At 42.9% G+C, this 20,473-nt stretch carries 22 protein-coding genes; 13 read left to right on the top strand and 9 right to left on the bottom strand.

The genetic code is table 11. The features are described 5' to 3' along the window. Window positions 1-47: 47 nt before the first annotated feature. Complete coding sequence (locus BSEL_RS08150; RefSeq protein ID WP_013172515.1) at window positions 48-614, bottom strand: phosphatidylglycerophosphatase A family protein; 567 nt, start codon at window positions 612-614, stop codon at window positions 48-50. A 224-nt stretch (window positions 615-838) separates the two neighbouring features. Between BSEL_RS08150 and BSEL_RS08155 the strand changes: the two genes are divergently transcribed. Both BSEL_RS08155 and BSEL_RS08160 read left to right on the top strand, forming a co-directional pair. Then, the gene (locus BSEL_RS08155) at window positions 839-1,348 is read left to right on the top strand and encodes a YjcG family protein (RefSeq protein WP_013172516.1); all 510 of its coding nucleotides are present in this window, start codon (window positions 839-841) and stop codon (window positions 1,346-1,348) included. Between the two features lie 11 nt (window positions 1,349-1,359). After that, complete coding sequence (locus BSEL_RS08160) at window positions 1,360-1,794, top strand: GNAT family N-acetyltransferase (RefSeq protein WP_013172517.1); 435 nt, start codon at window positions 1,360-1,362, stop codon at window positions 1,792-1,794. A 60-nt stretch (window positions 1,795-1,854) separates the two neighbouring features. On the opposite strand, the gene BSEL_RS08165 is transcribed toward BSEL_RS08160, so the two are convergent. From BSEL_RS08165 to BSEL_RS08180, 4 genes are all read right to left on the bottom strand, one after another. Next, complete coding sequence (locus tag BSEL_RS08165) at window positions 1,855-2,319, bottom strand: S-ribosylhomocysteine lyase (RefSeq protein WP_013172518.1); 465 nt, start codon at window positions 2,317-2,319, stop codon at window positions 1,855-1,857. Between the two features lie 100 nt (window positions 2,320-2,419). After that, window positions 2,420-3,190 (bottom strand): oxygen-insensitive NADPH nitroreductase, encoded by a 771-nt coding sequence (gene nfsA, locus BSEL_RS08170; protein ID WP_013172519.1) that lies wholly within the window; start codon window positions 3,188-3,190, stop codon window positions 2,420-2,422. Between the two features lie 355 nt (window positions 3,191-3,545). After that, a complete protein-coding gene (locus BSEL_RS08175; protein ID WP_013172521.1) occupies window positions 3,546-4,235 on the bottom strand; it encodes an ATP-binding cassette domain-containing protein in 690 nt (229 codons plus the stop codon). Between the two features lie 156 nt (window positions 4,236-4,391). After that, on the bottom strand, window positions 4,392-5,048 hold the full coding sequence (locus BSEL_RS08180; RefSeq protein WP_013172522.1) for a potassium channel family protein: 657 nt from the start codon (window positions 5,046-5,048) through the stop codon (window positions 4,392-4,394). Between the two features lie 107 nt (window positions 5,049-5,155). Here BSEL_RS08180 and BSEL_RS08185 point away from each other — a divergent pair, with 107 nt between their 5' ends. From BSEL_RS08185 to BSEL_RS08210, 6 genes are all read left to right on the top strand, one after another. Continuing rightward, window positions 5,156-5,578: a universal stress protein gene (locus tag BSEL_RS08185; RefSeq protein ID WP_013172523.1), complete on the top strand. Its 423-nt coding sequence runs from the start codon at window positions 5,156-5,158 to the stop codon at window positions 5,576-5,578. A gap of 15 nt (window positions 5,579-5,593) precedes the next feature. After that, complete coding sequence (locus BSEL_RS08190; RefSeq protein WP_013172524.1) at window positions 5,594-6,703, top strand: mechanosensitive ion channel family protein; 1,110 nt, start codon at window positions 5,594-5,596, stop codon at window positions 6,701-6,703. Further along, window positions 6,693-6,923 (top strand): glutaredoxin family protein, encoded by a 231-nt coding sequence (locus BSEL_RS08195; protein WP_013172525.1) that lies wholly within the window; start codon window positions 6,693-6,695, stop codon window positions 6,921-6,923. The genes BSEL_RS08190 and BSEL_RS08195 overlap by 11 nt, the downstream gene beginning before the upstream one ends. 33 nt (window positions 6,924-6,956) lie before the next feature. Then, window positions 6,957-7,997 carry an HD-GYP domain-containing protein gene (locus tag BSEL_RS08200; protein WP_013172526.1) on the top strand — a complete coding sequence of 347 codons (1,041 nt, stop codon included), beginning with the start codon at window positions 6,957-6,959 and terminating at the stop codon, window positions 7,995-7,997. 83 nt (window positions 7,998-8,080) lie between these two features. Then, window positions 8,081-8,797: a 2,3,4,5-tetrahydropyridine-2,6-dicarboxylate N-acetyltransferase gene (gene dapD, locus BSEL_RS08205; protein ID WP_013172527.1), complete on the top strand. Its 717-nt coding sequence runs from the start codon at window positions 8,081-8,083 to the stop codon at window positions 8,795-8,797. Window position 8,798: 1 nt separating this feature from the next. After that, a complete protein-coding gene (locus BSEL_RS08210) occupies window positions 8,799-9,953 on the top strand; it encodes an N-acetyldiaminopimelate deacetylase (RefSeq protein WP_013172528.1) in 1,155 nt (384 codons plus the stop codon). 112 nt (window positions 9,954-10,065) lie between these two features. On the opposite strand, the gene BSEL_RS08215 is transcribed toward BSEL_RS08210, so the two are convergent. Then, a complete protein-coding gene (locus BSEL_RS08215; RefSeq protein WP_013172529.1) occupies window positions 10,066-10,902 on the bottom strand; it encodes a mechanosensitive ion channel family protein in 837 nt (278 codons plus the stop codon). 149 nt (window positions 10,903-11,051) lie between these two features. Here BSEL_RS08215 and BSEL_RS08220 point away from each other — a divergent pair, with 149 nt between their 5' ends. Next, window positions 11,052-11,717, top strand: a complete 666-nt coding sequence (locus BSEL_RS08220) for a potassium channel family protein (protein WP_013172530.1) — start codon at window positions 11,052-11,054, stop codon at window positions 11,715-11,717. A gap of 97 nt (window positions 11,718-11,814) precedes the next feature. Here the strand turns inward: BSEL_RS08220 and rnjA are convergent, their stop codons facing one another. The 3 genes from rnjA to def form a co-directional block, all read right to left on the bottom strand. After that, window positions 11,815-13,485, bottom strand: coding sequence for a ribonuclease J1 (rnjA, locus tag BSEL_RS08225; protein WP_013172531.1), 1,671 nt, complete (start codon window positions 13,483-13,485; stop codon window positions 11,815-11,817). Window positions 13,486-13,487: 2 nt separating this feature from the next. Then, window positions 13,488-13,700, bottom strand: coding sequence for a DNA-dependent RNA polymerase subunit epsilon (locus tag BSEL_RS08230; protein WP_013172532.1), 213 nt, complete (start codon window positions 13,698-13,700; stop codon window positions 13,488-13,490). Between the two features lie 343 nt (window positions 13,701-14,043). After that, window positions 14,044-14,628 carry a peptide deformylase gene (def, locus tag BSEL_RS08235; protein ID WP_013172533.1) on the bottom strand — a complete coding sequence of 195 codons (585 nt, stop codon included), beginning with the start codon at window positions 14,626-14,628 and terminating at the stop codon, window positions 14,044-14,046. Window positions 14,629-14,798: 170 nt separating this feature from the next. Here def and BSEL_RS08240 point away from each other — a divergent pair, with 170 nt between their 5' ends. The 4 genes from BSEL_RS08240 to BSEL_RS08255 all read left to right on the top strand — a co-directional run bounded on the left by BSEL_RS08240 (window position 14,799) and on the right by BSEL_RS08255 (window position 20,447). Continuing rightward, entirely contained in the window at window positions 14,799-15,437 is a 639-nt protein-coding gene (locus BSEL_RS08240) for a YkyA family protein (protein WP_013172534.1), read from the top strand. Window positions 15,438-15,882: 445 nt separating this feature from the next. Further along, a complete protein-coding gene (locus tag BSEL_RS08245) occupies window positions 15,883-17,937 on the top strand; it encodes a flagellar assembly protein A (RefSeq protein WP_013172535.1) in 2,055 nt (684 codons plus the stop codon). A gap of 440 nt (window positions 17,938-18,377) precedes the next feature. Next, window positions 18,378-19,466: a pyruvate dehydrogenase (acetyl-transferring) E1 component subunit alpha gene (gene pdhA / locus BSEL_RS08250; RefSeq protein WP_013172536.1), complete on the top strand. Its 1,089-nt coding sequence runs from the start codon at window positions 18,378-18,380 to the stop codon at window positions 19,464-19,466. A 3-nt stretch (window positions 19,467-19,469) separates the two neighbouring features. Then, complete coding sequence (locus tag BSEL_RS08255) at window positions 19,470-20,447, top strand: alpha-ketoacid dehydrogenase subunit beta (RefSeq protein WP_013172537.1); 978 nt, start codon at window positions 19,470-19,472, stop codon at window positions 20,445-20,447. Window positions 20,448-20,473: the final 26 nt, after the last annotated feature.

Consider the following 20,473-nt stretch of genomic DNA (forward strand, 5'->3'; position numbering starts at 1 on the left):
GTTTTTTGTGTATGAAGAGAATCATGCTGAGAATGATTCATTCCCATTCAGCTGAGGCGTTCTTCTTCATCCCGACGCTGGATTTCCTCATCCTGAAGTTGTTCTTGCCTGTCTCTGATTCTGTGCGCGAGTCTGCTCGAAGCATTTGCAGCAATACTGCAAATTAAATCATCAAGAAAAGTGTGGACCTGTTTGCCTGGATTGGTGTCAAGCTCTTTAATAATGCCTTCTTTGGCCTTGTCCAAATAGCCGAAAGTGGTTACAGCGATACTCCCGTAACCGAATACGGATCCCAAGGCAATCGTCTCGTCAACGCCGAACAGTCCTTCATCCATTTCTACAATGGATTGGAGCGGTTCAGATAATTTTTTTTCTTCAGCAAGTTTATCGAGCTCGATTCCAACAAGAACAGCATGCTGGATCTCACGCTTTTCCAAGACGCGATCAACGCTATCCAGACATTCCTCCATCGTTAGCGATTCGTTATACTCAATTTGCATATTGTAAACGATATCCGCTATATCTTCGATGGTGACGCCTCTTTCTTGAATCAATGTTCGTGCTGCATTTTCAACAACATGACAATGGACGGGGACTTTTTCTTTATCAGCCATAATCTGATTTCCTCCTTCTGTTTGACCATGCATATAGATACTCTTTCAGTCTATCATAATTATACATGTCCTGTTAACGCAGAGACTCTTAAGAGAGAAAGGATACTGACAAAAACAGTGATTTGCTTTTGAAATTAGGTTGAAAGTATATTATGATAATCTTAGGGGGTAAAGCGTTACCATAAAGGATTCAGTATAAACATAAAATCCGAGGAGGAATTATCATGAAATACGGAATAGCCGCATTTCCATCGAAGAAACTACAAGATTTAGCTAATTCTTACCGAAAACGATATGATACCAAGTACGCGAAAGTCCCTCCCCATATTACATTGAAAGAACCTTTTGAGTTAAAGGATGAGGAACTTGATCAGGTTCTTGAAGAGATTCGACATGCTGCTTCAGAGCTCAATCCTTTCAAGTTGAAGGTAGTTAAATTCAGTACGTTTTATCCAGGAACAAATACAATTTATATGAAAATTGAAGAGAATAAGGATTTAACGGTTCTGCATCAGCGCTTGAATTCAGGGAAACTTGATTTTGGGATGGAACATCCTTTCGTTCCTCACATTACTATTGGTCAAGACATGATGTATGATGAGATGCAGGACGTGATCGGCCGATTAAAAATGGAAAGAATTGCTCACGAGGAGACGATCGACCGTTTTTCACTGCTTTATCAGCTTGAAGACGGTACTTGGACTGCTTATGAGACATTTAAGCTTGGAAAGTAGGATGCACATCAATGATTCAAGTCATAATTGCTAAGTCAGATCAGCAAATGAAAGATGTTTACAAAGTGCGAAGAACGGTTTTTATTGAGGAGCAGCAAGTTCCGGAATCGATAGAAATTGATGATAAAGAAGAACAGTCAATCCACTTTCTTGCAACAGATAACGGCAATCCTGTCGGAGCGGGACGACTTCGAATTGAAGGGACTAAATCCAAGGCAGAGAGGGTTTGCGTACTGCCTGATTTTCGAAGATCCGGAGTAGGCGCTTTATTAATGATAGAAATGGAACGACTCTCAAAAAAACAGGGGTTAAAGGAGATTGTATTGAATGCTCAGACACACGCCATCCCATTTTATAAGAGGATTGGTTATGAGGTGACCTCTGAGCTTTTTTATGATGCGGGGATTGAACACATGTCAATGTCAAAATCTCTTGATGGAGATTGATAGAATAAGACCCTGCGGTTTAAACTGAACCCGCAGGGTCTTATTGCTCGAGGATATGAATTATGCAAAAATGACAGGCCATTCTTTTTTCATATTAAGCATTTCCTTTGCAAGGCTCTGTGCGCCTTCAAGAGAATGAGATGCAGCCCAGCCGCACTGCAGTTCATTACATGCAGGAACTTCGTCAGCCTCAAGGATATCCTGAAGGGTTTTCTCGAGTACCTGCAAAATGTTTTCGTAGGATTCATCGTTTAATACTGCCATGTAAAAGCCCGTTTGACAGCCCATTGGGCCGACATCGATGATCCCTTCGTGATGATTACGGGAAAATTCCGCAAGCATATGCTCCAGTGAATGAAGCGCGGGCATGTCCATATGAGCTTTGTTCGGCTGTTTAAAACGAAGATCGTATTTGTAGATCGTATCTCCGTTGGCTCCTGTTGTTTTTCCTGCGAGCCGGACATAAGGAGCCGCAACTTTTGTGTGATCAAGGTTAAAACTTTCAACATTTAATTTTTTTGACATGTTATCAATCCTCCATGAAAATAATGATCGAAGCGTTTTTTATTTGATTTCCTTTTGACTCAGGCACAGCCTGAAAGACTCAGGATACGAAAAAAGGCACTCACTGACGCTCATCTTTCATCAGCTGCTGTTGGCGGACGATCTGATCCATGGTCATACGTGAGCGTTTGGACAGCATGCTGACCATTTGCTGTGTCCATCTGTCTTGACGTTTTCCCGCTGTTCGGCTGTTGTAATAGTCGGAAATAATCTGGTTATATTCAGCCAATTGTTTTTTCATAATGTCATCATCAGGCTGATAAGACTCTTCATGATAAATGTTCTCATATGGAAGACGCGGTTTCAAGTCTGATGTATGTTCCGGAATACCGATGGCCAAACCGAACAACGGCAGCACATGAGAAGGGCATCCTAACAGGTCAATGACTTTTGCAAGTTCATTCCTGATTCCGCCTATATAGCATATACCAAGTCCCATGCTTTCTGCCGCAACGGCAGCATTTTGAGCCGCGAGTGAGGCATCAATGACGGACACGATGAATTTTTCAGTGGATTCAAGCGAATGGAGAATCTCTTCGGCAGACTTATCCTCCATCTCTGCAGCAAGGACGTGCCGGTGAAGATCTGCACAGAAAATCATAAAATGGCCGTTTTTCAATACATAAGGCTGATTGCCGGCATATTCAGAAAGAAGAGCTTTTTTTTCAGGATCTTTGACACCTATGATCGAGTATGCTTGAATAAAACTGGACGTGGATGCACTTTGTGCAGCACGAACAATCGTGGCGATTTGTTCATCAGACAGCGTTTCCTCTTTAAAAAAACGGATGGATCGATGGTTAAGCATGGTTTCGATGGTTTCGTTCGTCAAAACAGGTCAGCTCCTTCCGTCATCTATAGAATGATGTTTAAATGGATGGCTATATTATAACGTTTTCAATAGCATGTTGAAAGGAATACGAACAAAGACATGAGAATGGAGGATCAAAATGGGTGATAAAACGAAGAAAAGTATTATTCTGTTTCTGCTTGTTATGACGGCTGTGATCATTGGTGCAACAATCGTCATGATGGTCTTGCAAGTAATTAATGCCTGAAGGTCTGCAACTGCAAAAGAAAAAACGCCTCATGACAGACCGGAACAACATTGTTTCGGTTTGTCAGAGGCATTTTCGTGTTGTGAGAAGGATGGGGAGTACCTGCATCAAAATCCCATGACTCCGGTTTTAAGAAGCAGATTCTGTTGATTTTTCGACAAGTTGTCGGTCTTCCACGTGATAAAACTTATCTGCCCGCTGAACCAGATCCTCATCTTCTGTCACAATGATGACCGTTGTACCCTGTTTCTCGGCAAACGCAAGCAGGTGATCAATGACCTCTTTGCCTCGTTCTCCCGGCAGGGCTTTCGTCGGCTCATCTGCGAGAATAATCTTTGGATTATTCATGAGAATTCGGGCGATGGTTGCGAGAATCTGTTTTTCGTCATCAAGAGCTTCGATTGATTCATTCATTTCCAGCTCAGGAAAATCGAGATCATGTAAAATCTCATGGGCGCGTTTCAGTCGAGATGGATATTTCGGGTCATCTTCGGATAGACCGAGAAGCAAATTTTCTTTAATTGACATATAAGGCATGAGTACACTCTCGTCGTTCATGAACCCGATCGTTTGTACACGCCAATCTGAGCGCTTCTTAATGTCAATGATATCCTGCCCGAACACTTCAACGGATCCCTTATTTGGGGGCGTCATTGCGGCGATCATTTGCAGCAGTGTGGATTTACCCGTACCTTCCTTGCCTGAAATGGCAATCAGTTCCCCTTCTTTGACCTGAAAATTCATGTCTTCAAAAATAACGTGCATCTGTTCACCGTCTGAGAACCGTTTTAATACATTTGAAAGCGAGATTGCGTTCATGATGGCACCTCCGGAAAGTCTGTATTTTCATGATGAAAATATTGAATCTTACATCTATTAAACCATGCTTCTAAAGTGATTGAAACCGCTATCACGAAAAAGAAATGACAGTTTTGTAACATTTCAGTCTTTTCATGTTGTAAACCTCTTTATAGATTAAAGTGCACCATCCTGGAATCGTCGCAGGTCTTTTTTATCACCGATCATCACGAGGATATCACCCTGGTGAAGCACATCGTTTGGGTCAGGGGTTACATCCACTTTATTTCTTTGTTTGATCGCGATGACTGTACAGCCGTATTTTGCACGTATATCCAAATCAACTAACGTTTTACCTGAGATTTTATTCGTTGCAAGCAGTTCCACGATACTGTAGTCCGACGACAAATCAATGTAATCCAGTACTTTTTCCGATGTCAGGAATTCTGCGATCCGGTTTCCCATTTCTTCTTCCGGATGGAAGATACGGTCAGCACCGATTTTTTCCAATACTTTATGATGATAAGCGTTTTGTGCTTTTACCCATACCTCAGGGATATTGAGATCTTTCAGATGAAGGACAGTTAAAATACTTGCCTGAATATCCTCACCAATAGCGACAATCACGTATTCAAAATTCTTAATGCCCAAGCGGATTAAATTGGCTTCGTCAGTGGTGTCAAGTGTCATGGAGTGTGTCGAAAATTTTTCCATCGCTTCTACTTTTTTAGGATTTTGGTCAATAGCAAGGACTTCATGCCCCATGTGATGAAGTTCACGGCACATACTTGAACCGAAACGCCCCAACCCTATGATCGCAAATTGCTTTTTCATTTTATACAACCTTCTTTTGTGTGTGATGCTTAAGTATAGCATTTACACTTTTCCTATTTCAAGTTAAGATAAAGAAGATATGAGGCTGAGAAGGAGTGGATAATTGTATGATAATCGTACCAGTTGATGGCTCTGATAGAAGTGTCGAAGTGTTAACGTATGCGAAAGAAATGGCTGAAAAATACAAAACAGAACTGTTATTAATCAATGTGCAACCAAAAAATGATGGGACTTTTTCCATTGAACATGTCGACGACGCAGACTGGATAAAAGGTAAAGAAGAATTTGGCATGGAGAGGCTGAGAGAAGCTGCTGAAAGATTGACCGGAGATGTGCCGGTTTCAATGAAAGTACGCTTTGGAATTCCTTCTATTGAGATTACGTCTGAAGCGAAGGAACAGGGCGCGATGTGTATTGTCATGGGCTCGCGGGGGAACGGTCCTGTCGTTAGCGCGATTCTTGGGAGTGTAAGTTATGGTGTTCTTCACCTGTCTCCGTGCCCGGTAACCATTATCCCATCAAAACTGTAAGGAAGGCGCTGTTATATGCTTGATTTTATTGATCCTGATGTCTGGTATTTGTCATTTACATGGCAGGAAATCGCAATTTCGTTTGTCATCTTTTTTGTTTTTCTGTTATTCAGGAAACTTTTCACCAACTACTTATTTCGTTTTGTTTTGTACTTATCGAGAAAAGCACCCGTTGATATTGTAACAAACGTCCTGCTCGCGTTTGAGAAGCCGATCCGTTTGTTTTTTGTTTTTCTCGGGATATACGCATCACTGACGTATCTGTCACTGCCTGCAGCTGTCGATGCAACACTGTCAAATTTGATGCGGTCTCTCATCATTATTCATATAGCGATCGGATTTTATAATTTAACGGCTTCGAATTCTTTGGTGTTTTCAAGAATTGGTCATAAATTAAACGTTGATCAGGACGACATTCTGATCCCTTTTTTATCAAAACTCGTTCGTGTTGCCATTATCGTCATGACTTTATCCATAGTGGCATCGGAGTGGAATTATAATGTAAGCGGTTTTGTTGCAGGTCTTGGCCTTGGAGGACTGGCATTTGCACTTGCTGCTCAGGATACGGTTGCAAACTTTTTTGGCGGTGTAATCATTATTGCTGACAAGCCGTTTACAATTGGTGACTGGATTAAGACCCCTTCTGTAGAAGGGTTTGTGGAGGATATTAATTTCAGGAGTACAAAAGTGCGGACATTCGCCGACACGATCGTAGTCATCCCGAACAAGACCGTTGCGCATGAACCGATTGAGAATCTGACTCAGATGAGAAAGCGTCAGGTTATGTTTTCACTGGGTGTTCAGTATTCCACACCAAGAGAAAAAATCGAAACTTGTGTAGCAAGAATCAAGGAACTGCTGACAAACAGTCCTGACGTCGATCAGGAACTGCTGATTGTGAAATTCAGTGAATTTAATGACAGCAGTCTCGATATACTGATTTATTATTTTACCAAGCCGACTGCATGGGTTCAGCATCTCGAAGTAAAAGAGTCGCTGAACCTCAGTATGATGAAAATTCTCGAAGAAGAGGGCGTCTCTGTGGCATTCCCGTCTACAAGTATCTATGTGGAAAAACAGGGAGAGGTTAAAATCGATTCCGGGGGTGAAAAAGATGATCAGTGAACCGATTACCGTTTATATCAGCAAAGGCTGTCCATATTGTGAGAAAGTCATTGCACACCTTGAAGAACATGATGCAACTTTTCAAGTGAAGAATGTATCTGAAGATGATGATGCTTTTAAGGAATGGAAATCCATTAACCCTATGGGCACACCATTGACTGTGAAAGGGGACCGTCAAGTTCTCGGATTCAGTGCCGAAAAACTTGATGCATTGATTTAATTGTGATTTGTTTAGGAGTGGAGGGACGCCGTCATGAGATATGTGTCAATTGATGCAGTGAACCAGGGAGAACAGCTGGGTAAACATATTTTTGCGAGCGATGGACGAATTCTTCTGAATGAAGGGGTGACGCTCACAGTTGGGCTGCTCTCAAAGCTCAGGCAAATGGGTGTTAATTCACTGTTTATAAAAGATGACCGATTTGATGATATCGAGATCGAAGAAGTAGTCTCAGAAACGACACGCAGGGAGACCATTCAAACGTTGTCAGATTCAATTCAGTTCATGCAGCAGGGAAGGAATCTGAACACGGAAGAAATACAGTCCAATGTTAATTCGATCATCGAAGAAATTCTTCAAAATTCGGACGTGCTGATTCATTTAACAGATATTCGGACAAAAGAAAATGAAATGTTCGTTCACCTCGTTAATGTGTGTATCATGGCTGTAATGATTGGCGTTCATATGAAGCTTTCTAAACCGAAACTGCAGGAACTGGCGACCGGTGCTGTATTACATGATATTGGGAAAATGGTTGACAAAGTCAAGGTTTCAGATATTCCAACCGGCTATAAACCGGATGATGAATTGATGAAACACCACAGTTGGAAGGGATTTAATGTACTGAGAAAATCACCTGATGTAAGTACTCTTTCTGCGCATATAGCGCTTGCTCACCATGAACACGTTGACGGAAGCGGGGAACCCCGGGGGCTCGTCTCAGAAGATATTCATCTCCTTGCAAAAATTGTCTCTGTGGCGAATGAATATGATCACCTTACATCCGGTGAAACGAGGGTGTTTCCGCACGAGGCGTGTGAACACATTATGGCAAGAACGAATATCAGGCATGATCACAATGTTGTGTGGAAGTTTCTTCGATCGATAGCATTTTATCCAAATGGCAGTCAGATACAGTTGAGTAATGGTTTAACAGGAATTGTCATTGATCAGCACAGCGGACTCCCTCAAAGACCTATTGTCAGAGTATTTGACCCTGATGAGGACGGTACGATTTTCGAACAGATTGATCTTGCAAAGCAACCTACGATCTTTATTACAAAAGTTCACTGAGCAGGTAAACTGAATTGCTTTTCAATTCGGTTTTCACTATGATAGGATTAGATAGATTCTGATTATGGAGGATGATGTAGACAATGAAACAGATGGATGCAAATGAAATTATTCAGTTTATTTCCAACGCGGAGAAATCAACACCTGTCAAGGTACATATTAAAGGAAACCTGAACGGGATCAATTTTGGAGATAACACAAAGTCTTTTATTACCGGTGATACGGGTGTTCTTTTTGGTGAATGGAAAGACATTCAACCGGCGATTAAAGATAACCAGGCTCAAATTGAAGATTTTGTCGTGGAGAATGACCGACGCAATTCAGCGATTCCCCTTCTCGATATGAAGAATATCCATGCACGTATTGAACCGGGTGCCTTTATTCGTGAACAGGTTCATATCGGTGATTCTGCCGTTATTATGATGGGTGCCTCCATTAATATCGGTTCAGTGGTCGGTGACGGTACAATGATTGATATGAATGCGGTCCTTGGTGGACGGGCAACAGTCGGTAAAAACTGCCACATCGGAGCCGGTGCTGTTCTCGCAGGAGTTATTGAGCCGCCATCGGCCAAGCCGGTGGTTGTCGAAGATGGCGTCGTAGTTGGTGCAAACGCAGTGGTTCTTGAGGGTGTTACCGTCGGAGCTGGATCAGTTGTTGCAGCAGGTGCGATTGTGACGGAAGATGTGCCGCCAAATACGGTCGTTGCAGGAACACCGGCACGTGTCATTAAGGAAATTGACGAGAAGACAAAAGGCAAGACAGAGATCAAAGCTGAACTGAGAAAATTGAGTGATTGATGTGGATACTGTAAACTTCTTTGAGCGCCTGGTGAAAAATCGCCGGGCGCTTCATCAAATTCCAGAACCGGGTTTTAAGGAAGAAAAAACACAGCTCTTTTTGATGGCGAAACTGAAAGACCTTGATCCAGACGGACGACTCGTCATAAAGAAATGGCGGACAGGTCTGTTTGTCAAAATCCCCGGCCAGGCTCCGGTTAAAACAATCGGTTACAGGGCTGATATTGACGGGCTACCGATTGATGAGGAAACAGGTTTCGATTATCAATCCACGCATCACGGGATGATGCATGCATGCGGCCATGATTTTCACATGACGATCGCGCTTGGAATAGTTGAAAAGGTTATGACTGCCAAATTGAAGAATGATGTTGTTATCATTTTTCAACCGGCTGAAGAAGGTCCGGGAGGCGCGTTGCCAATCCTTGGGTCAGAAGATTTTGCTCCTTTTCGGCCTGATGAGATATACAGCCTGCATGTGGCTCCTGAGCTTCCTGTCGGTGTCATATCTACAAAACCGGGAACTCTTTTTGCGAATACAAGTGAACTGTTTATTGACTTGAAAGGAAAAGGCGGACACGCGGCTTATCCGCATCTGACGGATGATATGGCAGTGGCGGCCAGTTATCTTGTGACTCAGCTTCAGACGATCGTGTCACGCAACATCTCGCCTGCGGATGCGGCGGTTCTTACGATCGGAAAGATGACTGCAGGTACCAAGCAGAATATCATTGCTGAGTCGGCAAGAATCGAAGGGACGATCAGGACCTTATCTGATGAATCGATGTCAGAGATCCGGCGGCGCATCGAAGGTATGATCAAAGGCATTGAAGCATCCTTTCAATGTCAGGTCACTGTTGATTATGGTTCTTCATACTGCCAGGTTTATAACGATCGTGAATTGGCGGAATCATTTATGGACTTTATGGCATCGGATTCTTCTGTTGTCTTTCAAAAAGCCGATACAGCTATGACCGGAGAAGATTTCGGTTACTTTTTAAGGGAAATTCCAGGAGTGATGTGTTGGCTTGGTGTTGATAGTCAATCGGGCTTGCATACACCAACGCTTTCACCTGATGAGAGAGCGCTTGAAGTCGGTGTAAAAGCGTTTGATGAGTGGATTCGTTACAGGGATCAACTGACCGAATCTGAATAGTGCAGGTAGCAGAATTTTCACTATCAAATCGAAGCAGCTGATCGTTGGGACCTTTGGATATGCAATGTAAAAAAACGAACCGTTCACATTGTGAACGGTTCGTTTTATTGTTTTACGATTCATCTTTTTGAATATAGACCTGATGCGGGAACGGAATTTCGATATTGTTTGCATCCAGAGCCTCTTTAATGGCTTGACGCAGTTTTCGTTCCACGCCCCACTGTTCCATGTTCGCGGTTTGGGCAATAACACGGATTACGACATCACTGTCTCCAAGCCCCTGTACACCAACAACATGCGGACCATCAATGATGGCCTGTTCTTCTGAGGCTACCTGATCACAGGCCTTTTGCATAACAGCTACTGCTTCATCAATATTCTCGCCATACGCAATACTGAAGTCAACAAGTGCACGCATGTTTGAACGTGAATGATTCGAGACATTACCGATATTCCGGTTCGGGATATAATGGACGGTACCGTCAAATCCCCGGATTCTTGTTGTGCGCAGTCCGACCTCCTCGACAACACCGTCAATTCCTGAAACTGTAATGTATTCATCAACTTCAATCTGCTTCTCAAGTAAAATGAAGAAGCCTGTCACAACATCACTCACGAGACCCTGTGCCCCAAAACCAATTGCAAGACCAATGATACCTGCACCGGCAATCAGCGCTGACACATTGTATTCAAAGACACCGGCAATCAGTGTGATCAGAATAAAAATTAAAATGTACGAGAAAATATTGATTGACAGTTTTTCCAAGGTTTTTGTTCGTCCTGCGTGAATGTTTCTGGTTTCGCTCATTTTGACAAATGATCGGCTGATCATTTTTGTACCTATTGCACGCACAATGGCAAAGACGATAAGCAGCAGGATCAGCTGCATGCCTATTGTGAATGCTTTTGTACCGAGATCTCCCCAATTAATGTCTGTAAAAAACTCCATATGTACATCCTCCTCTAACATGATTTCATTTTAGTCGACTCTTAAAATAGTACCACAAACACAAGGGGGGTTAAACATCGTATGTCCCTCATTACGAATAAAATGTGGTAAAATGAGATATTGACCGTTATTGCTATGGAGGAATCAGAATGAAAAAACAATTTGCCGTGATCGGCCTTGGCCGATTCGGGGGAAGTATTACAAAGGCATTGAGCAGGGCAGGCTATGAAGTCCTTGCCATTGATACTAACGAAGAAAAGGTCAACCAATTCGCATCTGTGGCAACACATGCTGTTGTGGCGGACGCTACAGAGGAGCATACATTAAAAAGTCTTGGGATCGGTAATTTTGATCATGTTGTCGTGGCGATTGGTGACAATATTCAATCCAGTATTTTGACTACCCTGATGCTTGTCGAGCAAAATGTGAATCATATTACGGTGAAAGCACAAAATGATTATCATGAAAAAGTGCTTCTTAAAATTGGGGCTCACAAAGTTGTTCATCCGGAACGGGATATGGGCATTCGGATCGCACATAATATTGTCTCGAAAAATGTACTGGACTATCTGGAACTGTCTGATGAGTACAGTATCGTTGAACTGGTTGCAGGCCGTAAGGTTGATGGGAAGTCATTGATTGAGCTCGACTTGCGTGCGATTTATGATTGTAATGTCATGGCTGTGAAACGGGATGAAGATGTCAATGTTTCACCTTCTCCTGACGATATTCTTTATGATGGGGATATTATTATTGTGATTGGTGCAGACGAGGATATTACCCGGATGGAAGAAGAGCTGTTTCCGGATTCTTAAAAGATGTTTTGAAACATGCTGACGTTAGAAAAGCAGGTTCAGTTTTATACAAAAAAGCCGGAGTTTTTAAGCTCCGGCTTTTTTTGTGCTTCGTGTTTTACTTATCGACTTCCATGATGATTGGAAGAATCATTGGTTTACGTTTCGTTCGTTCGTAAAGGAACGGCCCCAATGTATCGGAGATTTCGTTTTTGATCTCGTTCCATTGCGTTTTGTTGTTTTTCATTAAACCATGAAGATGGGCGTTCAATTTCCGCTGTCCTTCATGAATCAAATCGCCGGATTCACGCATATAGACGAATCCTCTGGAGATGATATCCGGACCGGAGACAATCTTACTCGTTTTCATATTAATTGTGACCACTACGACGACCAGACCTTCTTCCGAAAGAATCCGTCTGTCTCGAAGTACGATGTTCCCGATGTCTCCAATACCGCTTCCGTCAACATAAATGGATCCGGACGGTATACGACCTGCAAGAGAGGCCTCTTTTTTGTCCATTGCGAGTACATCACCGATGTCCATAACAAATGAATGTTCAAGAGGAACACCGCAATCTGCAGCGAGTTCAGTATGCTTTTTCAGCATACGGTATTCACCGTGAATCGGCATGAAGAATTTTGGTTTCATCAGTCTCAGCATCAGTTTTTGTTCTTCCTGACCACCGTGTCCGGATGTATGAATATCATTCAACGAACCATGGATTACTTCAGCGCCGGCTTTGAAAAGCTGATTAATGATTTTATTCACGCTTTTCGTATTGCCCGGAATAGGTGAACTTGAAAAGATAACGGTGTCACCTGGTATGATCTGGATCTGCCGGTGCGTACCGTGTGCAATTCTCGATAAAGCAGCCATAGGCTCACCCTGGCTTCCTGTACAGAGAATCAGAATCTGATCTGCAGGAATACGATTGATTTGACCAGGTTCAATAAACGTACTTTCCGGTGCTTTGATATAGCCAAGCTCACGGCCGATCCGAATCGCTGACTCCATACTGCGTCCAAAAACGGCTACTTTGCGCTTATATTTTACAGCTGCTTCAACAGCTTGTTGAAGCCTGTAGATATTGGAAGCGAATGTTGCAAAAATGATTCGGCCATCAACTTTCCGGAATATCGAATCAATGCTTTCGCCAACCTTACGCTCAGACATTGTAAAACCTGGAACTTCACTGTTTGTAGAATCTGACATGAGGCAGAGGACGCCCTCTTCACCGATTTTAGCCATTTTGGCCAAGTTGGCCGGTTCGCCTACTGGTGTGAAGTCAAACTTGAAGTCTCCCGTTTGAACAATGTTTCCCTCTGGTGTCTTGACGACCACACCGAACGAGTCAGGAATACTGTGGGTGGTACGGAAGAACGAAACAGCTGTTTTCTGAAATTTAATGACTGTGTCCTCTTCAATTTCATGAAGTGAAGCACTCCGCAACAGGCCGTGTTCTTCAAGTTTGTTTCGAATCAGTGCCAAAGCGAGTTTTCCGCCGTAGATAGGGGCTTTGATCTCCCTTAATAGATAAGGGACACCACCGATATGATCTTCGTGACCGTGTGTGATAAAAATCCCTCTGATTTTATCTTGGTTTTTGACAAGGTACGTATAATCAGGAATAACGTAATCGATGCCCAGCAGTTCATCCTCGGGGAATTTGATCCCTGAGTCGATGATAATAATCTCATCCTGAAACTGAACTGCATACATATTTTTTCCGATTTCTCCCAGACCCCCGAGAGAAAATATCGCTACCTGATGATTTTTCACTTTCATGTTCAGGCTTTCTCCACTTCGAAGTCAGGATTTTGATTTTGATCATAGGCGAGGGCTTTGTCAGAAAGCGGGGTCACGAATTCGACATTGTAATTACGATCAGCGAGTGATTTTCTTACTTTTTCCTCGCTGTCAGCCTCCATATATAAGGTTTTTGTCCGTTCACGCACAGGAACTTCGAGAATCGTGTCCTGATAAAATACTTTAAAGATCATGTTTGTCTCTCCTTCTGATTTGATATTGGTTTTATTGAGTAAGTTGATCATCAACTTAGACGGCTTGTTTACGCATACTTCAACAACACTTCTCTCATGTACAATCACAGAAGCGCGATTTCTGTACAGTCCGGAAACTTCTGTTTTGGATAACGGTCATCGTTCACTGTCAGCACCGATATCATCAAAACAGATCGCAGTCTGCACTTACTTTTAAATTACCCGTTCAATCCACCTTTTCACATTTTAAACCTTAAAGCCGTTCAATTCAAGAAAATTGTTTTTCTGAGCGTGTGATGGTCTCGGGAAAATCGGTCAATATAAGAATAAAACCTCTCTTTGTTTAAAAAGAGAGGGGGGTGTCATCCTGACTCCGAATGACTTTCAATGCCGGCGGGACGTCCTCTTTATAGGGGTCATCCCCGTCAATTCTGTCATAAAACATGATACCGTTCAGATGGTCGAATTCGTGTTGGAACACAATTGCAAAAAAACCTCTCAGCCTGATGGTGAAAGAATGACCATTCTCGTCTGTTGCCTCGACTTTCACCCTGGAATATCGGGGAACCGTTCCTTCGACGGAACGATCAACTGACAGACAGCCTTCTCCGTCAGGGAGATGTGTGGTTTCGGCAGAGTGACTGATAATTTTCGGATTGACGAAGGTCATCTCTATCGGTTCCTCGTCTTCTTCTGCAAATCGGACAACGAACATGTTTTTGGAGACATTAATCTGCGGTGCAGCAAGTCCGACACCAGGCCGCAATCCGTAAGTTTCTGCCGTTTCGGGGTCTTGGCTGTTTCTTAAAAACTGCATCATATCTTCAAGGGTTTGACGGTCTTCCTCAGAAAGGGGTACCGGTACTTCTTCAGCGGGTTTCCGCAGTGCGGGGTGTCCTTCACGGACGATATCATCCATTGTCAGCATATTATCACTCCTGTTATGATTTCCTCTGCTTTTATTTTATCATACCGTCAGATACTTCGCTTCTCAAGAATTCATGATGATTATTTTTTCTTGTCAAAACGTCCGAAATAAGGTAGGTTTAAAATGGAATATATAGAAAGCGTGTTTTCTCTTGGGAGGGGAATGTCTGAATGAAAAAAAGTCTTTTGGTGTCGATTGGCACACTGGCAGTATTGACTGCGTGTAATGATGAAAACCCTGCGGAATTTATGTATGATCATTTGGAAGAGTCGGTATCCATTGAAATGGAAATGGCGTCTATCCAGGAGCCACTGCAAACGATGGAACAGGAAGAACTCGCTATGTATGAAGAAATGCTGACTATTTCTGATATAGAAGATATCGTGCCTCTGGCCGAAGAGGCTGTTTCTTCGGCGCAAGAGCGACGCAGTATGATGGACGAAGAACTTGAGATTGTAGAGCGTTCATATGAAGAATTTAACGAAGCAAGAAACTACATGGATGACCTCGATGAAGAAGTCCTTCCATATGCAGAAGATGTCATGAGTGCTATGGATGAGCGTTATGATCACTATCAGGAACTGCACAGTTCTTATATGACATCAATTGATCTGGATATTGAACTTTATGAAATGATGAAAGATGAGGATATTGAAATAGAGACGCTCGAAGAGCAGCACGATATAGTGAATGCCGCGTATGAGAATATCAGCTCACTTAATGATGAATTTAATGAACTGACGAGGCAGTACAATGATCGAAAAATAGAGTTTTATGAAGCGGCAGACCTGAACGTCACTTTTGAATAAATCAGAATCCGCCCTTTCACTATCCTATCCATGTTAGTGAAAGGGTCTTTTTTTGTTTGAGAATATGATTAAACTCCTGAACGTCGTAATGTTTAAGGAGGTATTCCATCTGCAGCAATCAGACGAAATGCAATAGAAAAGCACTTCATATCCATCAGGTATCTTTACTGGGAAATCCCCTGCTACAAGGAGCTCGTAAGAACGTTCAGTGATGGGTGGTTCAAGATCATTGAGTAAGGAGCTGTCGTGTTCACGATGAATGCATAACGGAGGTTGAAAGCATTCGATGGAAAACGAAAGTCAAGCAGGAAAATATATGATATATATTGAAAGGACAAGTATACATATCAAATATGTGGTAAGATGAATGTGAAAATTCGAAGAAGAGTCATGGTATAGCATGATCCTGAACAAGGCAACTGATCATACTTTTGGAGGAAAAGCCATGGAACAAACCCGCATTTTTGAAGCAGATACAGTTCGCGAAGCAATCTCCAAAGCAGAGAAATCTTTTGCAGTTCCGTCTGACTTACTTGAAATTGAGGTTATGGATACAGGGGAGAAGAAGCTGTTTGGCTTTCGCACAATTCCTGCAAAAATAAAAGCAACATACCATGAAGAAAATGGACATGACGTCAACTGGGAAGACGTCGTTCTTGATATGATGGAACACTATGAGTTGCCGGAAACACAAGAGAGTGTTCCAGACAGATCCGAACCAAAAAAAGATCTGATCGGCAAGGCTTGGGTCAAAGACGGATCTCTTTATTATGAAACAGGGTCTGACCTTAAGCCGGTAATTATTCCCGGCAACATCGGCAAGGTTTATCGAAACAATGCCGAAATGACATCCCGGTTTAAAATTAATGATGGTGATCAGATTTCGTTTGTTGCAGAAAATAAAATGACCGAAACATACTGGTCTTTGAAAGTAAAAGAAGAAAAGCAGCAAATTGAATTATTTGTGAGACCGGGAGAAATCGCAATTCCGTATTTAAAAGATTGTCCACCGGCCTATGAATTAAAACTGGAGTATGAGTATCGTCATCAGCGCCAAAATCAGCTCAACCCCGAAGATGTGCTTGAACAACTGAAAAAAATGGAAGTCTTTGATGAAATCATTCGTTATGATGAAATCAATCACGCCTGCCGGACAATGGAGGAAGGAACATTTATCCCTGCCGAAGGTAAGTTGCCGGTTGATGGGAAACACGGGGAACTGCAATTCAATGTTGAAATTGAAAAGAAACATTTATTATACCGGGAGAAAGCGGACGGCACGCTAGATTTTCGGGAATCGAGTTATATACCAAGCGTTCAGGACGGTGATATCCTGGGGAAGGTTGTTCCGCCTGAGAAAGGGGAGGATGGGCTTTCTGTTTTCGGGCAACTTCTGAAAGCGAAAGATGGCCTGCCTGTAAAGATTAAAACCGGTCACGGACTTGAATATGACGAAGAATCGAATACGATCATCAGCAGAGCGTATGGAAGACCGGTCGTTAAGCGGGCGGGGTTATCTGCCCATATTTCGATTTTACCGACGTATACGCATAACGGGGATTTAACGGTCAAGGACGGGAATATTTCGTTTATTGGGGCTGTCGAAGTCACCGGCGATGTATACGAAGGGATGAAGGTGTCTGCAGAAGGCGGTATTTATATTCACCGAAATGTAATGAGTGCAGTCCTGCAGGCAAGAAATGATATCGTGGTAATGAAAAATGCAATCAATTCCACTGTAAATGCAGGTAAAGACAATGATCTCTACCAAAAGGCCACATCCAAACTTTCTGTATTTAACAAAGAAATGAAATCAATGGTGGGTGCTTTAAAGCAACTGTTTCAAACGGGACATATTCAGGGAGTTTATGATGAGAAAAAAGGGTTGCGTCCTGTAATTCGCGTCCTTGCAGATAAAAAATTTAAAAATTACAGACCTGCGACTGAATCGGTGATTGCTTTTATTGATCAGGAAGAGGCAGCTCTTGATCAGCCTTGGCACGATCTGAGAGACCGTTTAAAGACTTACATTTCAATTTCCCTCCGACCTGAAAAGGTAGAGATGGAGCATGTAGAAGCGATTTGGAAGCAAGCGATGACCTTGCAGGAGATCAGCGAAACCCCTTCGGAGTCGGCGGCTTCGATTACGTTATCGTATACGTTAAATTCAACCCTGTTTTCGAGCGGGACGATTGATATCACCGGAAAGGGTGCTGTTCAATCTCATTTGAAAGCGGGTAAGAGTGTAACTGTGAAGGGCAGGCTGATTGGGGGCCGCGTTTACGGCGAAGAAAAAGTGGTCATAGAAAAAGCGGGATCTGAAACAGGGGTGAAAACAATTATCGAAACGTCTGAAGACGGAAAGATCTATATTGATGAAGCCTTTCCGGATGTGTATCTCAGAGTCGGCAAATCCTCAAAACTGCTTACTGAAAAGCGGATGCAGCTGCTTGTTCAGCTCGATGAAAATGGTCAGATTGTAATCTCCTCGATTCTGTAATTTTATAGTTATGATTTAAACCGTCACTTATCGTGGCGTTTTTTTTTGCGCTATCGATCCAGAAAATGAAGCGGGGCTTTATTGAGAATTAGAAGTTGGCGATGTCAATGCCAATCGAATTTGATGATGATACAGTTGCGTTTTATTTATATAACAGTTCAGTTTTCTTTTTGTGAATAATTAAACAATTTTTCGTTAGTGTAAACTTTATGTATCAAGGTTTATAATCGTTGACACGTTAATGGGCCTGTTGTAATATGTGAGATAGAAAACAGATTGTACTAATGATTTTATTTTTATTTATGGAACAGTTCCCTCTTTGAACAAGATGATTATTTCTCAATAAAGAGGGAATAGCAAAGGGTGAAACAGTATGAAGTGCAATCTTACTCTAACTAAACTTGCAAGTTGTATAAAGAAAGGACGAGGTGAACGTTAAAATGGAAAAAACAAAAGAACTTCAGCAGGTCGAAGATCAGTTTCAAACATTTCAAATTCTCGACGAAGAAGGAAAAGTTGTGAATGAAGATGCTATGCCGGATCTCTCTGATGAACAGTTAAAAGAACTGATGACCAGAATGGTATATACAAGAATTTGGGATCAGCGTGCTATTTCACTTAACCGACAAGGTCGACTGGGTTTCTATGCACCTGTCGCAGGTCAGGAAGCTTCAATGATCGGTTCTCATTTCGCTTTGGAGAAGCAAGACTGGATCTTGCCGGGTTATCGTGACATTCCGCAAATCCACTACCATGGCGTACCCCTAAAGCAGGCGTTCCTCTGGTCACGCGGTCACTTTGCAGGCGGTCAAATGCCTGAAGGAGTACGTGTTATGATGCCTCAGATCATTATCGGTGCTCAAATCGTTCAGACTGCAGGTGTTGCAATGGGTCTGAAAAAGAATAAAGAAGATGCTGTAGCGATCACGTACACCGGAGACGGAGGTGCATCTCAGGGTGATTTTTATGAAGGCATGAATTTTGCCGGTGCATTTAACAGTCCTGCGATCTTTGTTGTACAGAACAACCGATTTGCGATCTCTGTTCCGGTTGAGAAGCAGTCTGCGGCAAAAACCATTGCTCAAAAGGCAGTCGCTGCAGGGATACACGGTGTTCAGGTTGACGGTATGGATGTCCTTGCTGTTTACGCTGCAACACAGGAGGCAAGAAAGCGCGGACTTGAAGACAATGGTCCAACCCTGATTGAAACCCTCACGTACCGTTATGGTCCGCATACGATGGCCGGTGATGATCCGACCAGATACAGAACATCAGAAGAAGACAGTGAGTGGGAGAAGAAAGATCCACTTGTACGGTTCCGTAAATTCCTGGAAGAGAAAAACCTCTGGACGGAAGAAGAGGAAGAAAAGATTGTTGAACAGGCGAAGGAAGATATTAAAAAAGCCATTAAAGAAACTGACAACGAACCAAAACAAAAGGTAACGGATCTCATTAAAATCATGGGTGAAGAATTGCCTTCTAATCTGCAGGAACAACTCGAACACTACGAAGCAAAGGAGTCGAAGTAAATCATGGCACAAATGACAATGATCCAGGCTATTACAGATGGTATGCGTAATGCATTGAAGAGTGATGAGAAAGTATTGGTTTTCGGGGAAGATGTTGGTCAAAACGGCGGTGTATTTCGCGCGACAGAAGGACTGCAAAAAGAATTCGGTGAAGATCGCGTTTTTGACACACCACTTGCAGAATCCGGAATAGGCGGATTGGCAACGGGTCTTGGTGTTACAGGCTACCGTCCGGTCATGGAGATTCAGTTCTTCGGTTTTGTGTTTGAAACGTTTGATGCGATTGCCGCACAGATGGCGCGTATGCGTTACCGCTCGGGTGGCGTTTATCATTCTCCAGTGACAATCCGCTCACCGTTCGGCGGGGGTGTTAAGACGCCTGAGCTTCATGCGGACAGCCTTGAAGGACTCATGGCTCAGTCACCGGGTATTAAAGTGGTGATTCCATCAGGTCCATACGACGCCAAAGGACTTTTGATCTCAGCGATTCGGGACAATGACCCTGTCGTGTTTCTTGAGCATATGAAGCTTTACCGTTCATTCCGTGAAGAAGTACCGGAAGAAGAGTACACACTGCCACTTGGTAAAGCAAACGTCAAGAAAGAAGGAACAGATGTCACCATCATCACATACGGTGCAATGGTGCAGGCTTCCATGAAAGCAGCCGAACAACTCGAGAAAGACGGTGTCGCTGCTGAAGTGATTGATTTGAGAACGATCAGTCCACTTGATGTTGACACGATTATCGAATCTGTAAAGAAGACGAATCGCGCTGTGGTAGTGCAAGAGGCACAAAAGCAGGCCGGTATTGCGGCGAATGTTGTCGCAGAAATTAACGACCGCGCGATTTTAAGCCTAGAGGCACCTGTAAAACGCGTAACAGCGCCGGATACTGTCTTCCCGTTTGCGTCTGCGGAAGATACCTGGCTGCCAAATCACAAAGATATCATCGAAGCGGTTAACGGTGTCATCAACTTCTAAGTCAGACATCAGAGAGAGAGCTGGAA

It is taken from the genome of [Bacillus] selenitireducens MLS10 (genome assembly GCF_000093085.1).
GTDB lineage: Bacteria > Bacillota > Bacilli > Bacillales > Salisediminibacteriaceae > Salisediminibacterium > Salisediminibacterium selenitireducens.

Coding starts and splice junctions, on each gene's coding strand:
- BSEL_RS08160 (WP_013172517.1), top strand. CDS start 1,360: ATGATTCAAGTCATAATTGCTAAGTCAGATCAGCAAATGAAAGATGTT.
- BSEL_RS08195 (WP_013172525.1), top strand. CDS start 6,693: ATGATCAGTGAACCGATTACCGTTTATATCAGCAAAGGCTGTCCATAT.
- BSEL_RS08255 (WP_013172537.1), top strand. CDS start 19,470: ATGGCACAAATGACAATGATCCAGGCTATTACAGATGGTATGCGTAAT.
- BSEL_RS08175 (WP_013172521.1), bottom strand. CDS start 4,235: ATGAACGCAATCTCGCTTTCAAATGTATTAAAACGGTTCTCAGACGGT.
- BSEL_RS08230 (WP_013172532.1), bottom strand. CDS start 13,700: ATGATCTTTAAAGTATTTTATCAGGACACGATTCTCGAAGTTCCTGTG.
- BSEL_RS08150 (WP_013172515.1), bottom strand. CDS start 614: ATGGCTGATAAAGAAAAAGTCCCCGTCCATTGTCATGTTGTTGAAAAT.
- BSEL_RS08165 (WP_013172518.1), bottom strand. CDS start 2,319: ATGTCAAAAAAATTAAATGTTGAAAGTTTTAACCTTGATCACACAAAA.
- BSEL_RS08180 (WP_013172522.1), bottom strand. CDS start 5,048: ATGAAAAAGCAATTTGCGATCATAGGGTTGGGGCGTTTCGGTTCAAGT.
- BSEL_RS08220 (WP_013172530.1), top strand. CDS start 11,052: ATGAAAAAACAATTTGCCGTGATCGGCCTTGGCCGATTCGGGGGAAGT.
- BSEL_RS08185 (WP_013172523.1), top strand. CDS start 5,156: ATGATAATCGTACCAGTTGATGGCTCTGATAGAAGTGTCGAAGTGTTA.
- BSEL_RS08215 (WP_013172529.1), bottom strand. CDS start 10,902: ATGGAGTTTTTTACAGACATTAATTGGGGAGATCTCGGTACAAAAGCA.
- BSEL_RS08200 (WP_013172526.1), top strand. CDS start 6,957: ATGAGATATGTGTCAATTGATGCAGTGAACCAGGGAGAACAGCTGGGT.
- dapD (WP_013172527.1), top strand. CDS start 8,081: ATGAAACAGATGGATGCAAATGAAATTATTCAGTTTATTTCCAACGCG.
- BSEL_RS08190 (WP_013172524.1), top strand. CDS start 5,594: ATGCTTGATTTTATTGATCCTGATGTCTGGTATTTGTCATTTACATGG.
- BSEL_RS08240 (WP_013172534.1), top strand. CDS start 14,799: ATGAAAAAAAGTCTTTTGGTGTCGATTGGCACACTGGCAGTATTGACT.
- def (WP_013172533.1), bottom strand. CDS start 14,628: ATGCTGACAATGGATGATATCGTCCGTGAAGGACACCCCGCACTGCGG.
- rnjA (WP_013172531.1), bottom strand. CDS start 13,485: ATGAAAGTGAAAAATCATCAGGTAGCGATATTTTCTCTCGGGGGTCTG.
- BSEL_RS08155 (WP_013172516.1), top strand. CDS start 839: ATGAAATACGGAATAGCCGCATTTCCATCGAAGAAACTACAAGATTTA.
- BSEL_RS08245 (WP_013172535.1), top strand. CDS start 15,883: ATGGAACAAACCCGCATTTTTGAAGCAGATACAGTTCGCGAAGCAATC.
- pdhA (WP_013172536.1), top strand. CDS start 18,378: ATGGAAAAAACAAAAGAACTTCAGCAGGTCGAAGATCAGTTTCAAACA.